We start from the raw sequence: 4,219 nt of genomic DNA on the forward strand, positions 1-4,219 counted from the left end.
TCGGGAGTGCGGGGGTCGGGCAGCGCCACGTGGTCGCCGACCCACCACGACCGGTAGCCGAGTTCCTCGGCCAGGGCGGCCAGGCGCGCCGTCGCCCGCGGCCCGTGCGTCGCCTTGGCGCTGAGTCCGTACACCCCGAGTTCCATGACTTCCCACCTTGTTCGATGACGGCACCCGTACGGCCCGGACCACCGCGCGCACCCGGCGACGTGCGCGGTTCACGGCCGTGGCCCCGTCCTACCCGAAACCGAGCCCGCTACGAGGGCGGCGCGCCCCCAGGACACCCACCTGACCTCGGCTTCAAGGCGCATCCCCCGAAAGAGTGATGTGCGATCCAAAAGAGCGATCCAACTGTGACTTTCACGCTATGCTTGTGAGTGGAAAGGGGAGGTGTGTTCATGACCGAGGACCTGTTCGCGTCGATCGACGCGCTGCTGGAGCGGCCGAAGCAGGTGGACGACCTGCCGGTGCCCGCCGAGCGGGCCCGCCTGCGCACGGCGGGCGAGTACACCCAGGAAGAGCTCGCGAAGGCCTTGAAGACCCGCCGGGAGTCGATCGTGCGCTGGGAGGCCGGCACGACCGAGCCACGCCCGCCCAAGCGCGAGGTCTACATCCGCTTCCTGGCGGCGCTCGCGCTGCGCCACGGCACGGTCGAGCCGACCGCGTGGCTGCGCCGCGCGCAGGCCGCCGGCCTCGTCCCCGCCACGGACCGGGCCCCGGCGGACGGGCCGGTGCCCGCGCCTGCCGCGCCGCCGGCTGCCGTGCCGGTGGCCGAGTCCGTTTCCGCCCCGGCGGCGCCGGCCGCCCCTGCCGCCGCTCCGGCCGTGGAGGCGCCCGCCGTGGCGGGCGGGGAGCAGGTGGTTATGGACCTCGACCGCACGGCGGCCGGGGATCTGGTCGCGGAGGAGCCCGCGCCGTGTGTGCGGTGCGGGCGTCCGACGCCGTACCGCTCGCAGGGCCGTCCGGTGCACATGGGCGGCTGGTGCGCCCCGGCGACCGCGGTCGCCGGCCCCGTGCAGGCCGGCCCGGCCGTGGCGGTGGCCGCGTCCGTCCAGGCCGCTACCGCCGAGCGCTCCACGCCCGCGCCGGCCGTGGAGCGGCACACCCGGGCAGAGCCGTCCGGGCCCTCGCGAGCCGCTCTGGAGGCGCTCGCCGGCCATCCGAACGTCGCCGCCCCCGTGGCCGCGCCGACCGCCCCCGCGGGCGGTCCGGCGGCCGCGCCGCGCCGTGGCGCGCCGTCGCGTCCGGCCGCCGGATCGTCGTCGCGGGCGCGCAAGGCCCCGGCGAAGAAGGCCGCCGCGGCGGAGGGGCCGGCGGACTGGGAGGCCGCGGCCGCCGCGCGGTTCCCGGCCGGGCCGCTCGCGGTCCTCGACGTCGCCCCGTCCGGCAAGGCCCTGGTGGCCTACCTCGCGGACGGCACGGTGGCGCCGACCGCACCGGCCGGGCGCACGCTCGCCGCCGTCGTGGAATGGGCACTGGAGGCCAAGTTCGGCTCGCCCCGGCTGCACCGGCACGGCAAGGACGGCGACGCCCTGGTCGTCATCACCGACGCCGCGCTCGCCGAGCTCGGCCTGCCACCGCTCGGGCGGGACGAGAAGAAGGAGTTCGTCCAGCGCCTCGGGCAGCTGCCGAAGACCCACAAGGCCGTCAAGCAGATCGAGAAGGCCGGCTGGCAGCTCACCCAGCGCGGCCTGGGCCCGTGGGCGCGGATCTACCGCACCCCCGAGGACGGCAAGCGGGTCTGCGTGCAGCTGTGCGTCCCCGCCTGGGGGGCACTGCCCACCCGCGACTGGTCCGCTGGCCCGGACAGCCTCGACGCTCCCGGCCTGGCCCGCCTGCTCGGCACCTACGCGAAGCGCGTCCTCACCCCGCGCGGCTCCACCGCCGTGAGCGGCCTTGAGCTCGTCACCGCGCTGCGCCCGCCGACCCGCGCGGTGCGCACCGACACCGGCTGGACGTCCGGCCCGGTGGAGGGCTCCCGGCCGAAGGACGCCTTCGATCCGGCGCCGCCGGAGGTTCCGGAGATGCACCCGCTCGCCCAGGGCCGGGAGTCGGGCGGCGTGCTGGTGACGGAGGCGTGGGACTGGACCCGCCCGCTCACCGAGCAGGAGCGGGCGGCGCCGTTCGCGGTCGGCCTGGATGTGAATGTCGCGTTCCTCGCGGCCGCGGGCAGGTTGACGCTGCCGTTGTCCGGGCCGGTGCACGAACTCAACCCCACCTTCGACCCGAAGGTGCCGGGTTCCTGGCTGGTGGACCTGTCCGGAGTGGAGACGAACCCTCTGCTCCCGAGCCCGTTCAACCCGGACGGCTCCCGCCCGACCGGCCCCGCCTGGTACACCACGGTCAAGGTCGCCTACGCGGTGGAGCTCGGCGCCAAGATCCAGCCCACCGAGGGCTGGCTGCGGCACGAGAGCGGCCCCTACCTCGACCCGTGGCACAAGCGCCTACGCCAGGCCTACCTGGACACGATGGCGGCCCTGGGCGTGCCGCTGAAGCTGGCCGACACCGACCCGCTGGCCTTCCTGGACGCCATGGCCGCCCTCAAGCAGGGCGACGCGGCGGAGCTCGCGGTGCTCACCGCGATCAAGCAGACCGCGAAGGGAACCATCGGCAAGATGCGCGAGCGCCCACGCGGGCACGGCTACAAGCACGGCGAGCGCTGGGCCGCCCTGGACCGCCCGACCTGGGACCCGCTGATGCGCGCCCTGGTCATCGACACCGCCACCGTCAACCTCCACCGCAAGCTCCGCCGCATGGCCGCCGACACCGGCCTGCGCCCCATCGCGATCCTGTCCGACTGCGCGGTCTTCGCCGCCCCCGGCCCCGGCCCGCTCGACATCCTCACCACACCGGACGGCACCCTCACCACCTCGCTGCGCCTGGGCGTCAGCCCGGGCCTGGTGAAGTTCGAGGGGTCCCGGCCGATGACCGAGATCGCCGAGATGCTCGCCGACGACGTCAACCCCGCCCGGCACATCAAGACCGGCAACATCGTCTCCGACGACGAGTAACCGCACCCCGGGGCCGGACCCGCACCTGCGCGGGTCCGGCCCCGGCACCACACCGCACGACCTATCAGCAGCGGGCCGCTGCCGGCGGCCCGGACCAAGGGGAGGAACCCGTGGAGCACACGGAGCAGGACCCGCGCGTCGAGGAGCTCGCCGCCGCCTACTGGCGGGACACCAGGTCGGGGTCGGCTGCCTGGGAGCGCCTGAAGCCGGAGGTCCGGGCAGAGCTGACCGAGCGGGCCGGCACCTGGCTGCGCGCCGCGCTCGCGGCGGGCATCGTGGCGCCGGACGCGGCGCCGAGCGCCGACCACACCGCCCTGTGGCTGGACGACCAGGGCGGCGTGTGGAACGACGTCCCGACCAGCGGCGGGGGCGACCTGGCGCTGCCGCTGGTCCACGCCCGTGAGGAAGCCGTCTCCCGCCGCGACCTCGAAGACCGAGGCCACCGTCTCACGCTCATCGGCTGGACCCGCTGAACCCGGCCGCCCGGCGCCGGCCGCCGGGCGGCCCCCACCACCACCTTGAGGAAGGAAGTCCCGATGGGGGAGATCGACGAGGGCCTGGAGCGCGCCGAGCGCACCCGCCCGATCCCGCAGTCCGTTCAGGCCCGGATGCGGTTCCTGCTCAAGGGCGCCAAGGGCTCCACCAAGCAGCTCGCCCAGGACCTCGGCGTCTCCCAGCGCACCGTGCAGCGCTGGCTCAAGGGCCAGGGCCACCCGAAGCCAGCCGCCGCGGCCAAGGTCGAGGAGCGGGTCCGCGCGAAATGGCAGCCCAGGGTCAAGGACCGGGTCCGCAGGGCCGCCGAGACGAACGGCTTCATGTTGCACATCAATGGCACGTTCGGGTTCAGCTCGGCGGCCGGCTCTACCGACGACCCCCGCCCCCGCATGATCACCCACAAGATGCCCGGCGAGGTCGCTCAGCGCCTCTACGCCGCCCGGGACGCCGGAGCCGGCCAGGCCGAGCAGGAGCGGATCCTCGCAGAGGGCCTGCGCGAGCACTACTTCAAGGACGGCGGCCACCGCGCCCGCGGCCTCGACGTCGAGCTCAACGACATCGCCTGGATGGACCTGGAGGGGCTGTAGACCCCTTCCACCAGGCGGCCCCGCCAGACCATTGTGACTGAGCGCTTCACTTGGCGGATGAGCGGTTGACTTGGCGAGTTGAGCGCTTGCTGTCGATGACGGCAGCGAGTCGGTCGGCGTGGTCGT

The 4,219-nt window shown here is 74.7% G+C and carries 3 protein-coding genes; all 3 read left to right on the plus strand.

What is annotated here, in order from left to right:
• Positions 1-398 precede the first annotated feature (398 nt).
• The 3 genes from tap to tpg all read left to right on the plus strand — a co-directional run bounded on the left by tap (position 399) and on the right by tpg (position 4,093).
• Positions 399-3,011, plus strand: coding sequence for a telomere-associated protein Tap (gene tap, locus ACFXHB_RS44460; protein ID WP_380582893.1), 2,613 nt, complete (start codon positions 399-401; stop codon positions 3,009-3,011).
• A gap of 110 nt (positions 3,012-3,121) precedes the next feature.
• The gene (locus ACFXHB_RS44465; protein WP_380582895.1) at positions 3,122-3,484 is read left to right on the plus strand and encodes a hypothetical protein; all 363 of its coding nucleotides are present in this window, start codon (positions 3,122-3,124) and stop codon (positions 3,482-3,484) included.
• 63 nt (positions 3,485-3,547) lie between these two features.
• On the plus strand, positions 3,548-4,093 hold the full coding sequence (tpg, locus tag ACFXHB_RS44470; protein ID WP_380582897.1) for a telomere-protecting terminal protein Tpg: 546 nt from the start codon (positions 3,548-3,550) through the stop codon (positions 4,091-4,093).
• The last annotated feature ends 126 nt before the right edge of the window (positions 4,094-4,219 follow it).

The organism is Kitasatospora sp. NPDC059327, from assembly GCF_042752535.1.
Taxonomy (GTDB): Bacteria; Actinomycetota; Actinomycetes; order Streptomycetales; family Streptomycetaceae; genus Kitasatospora.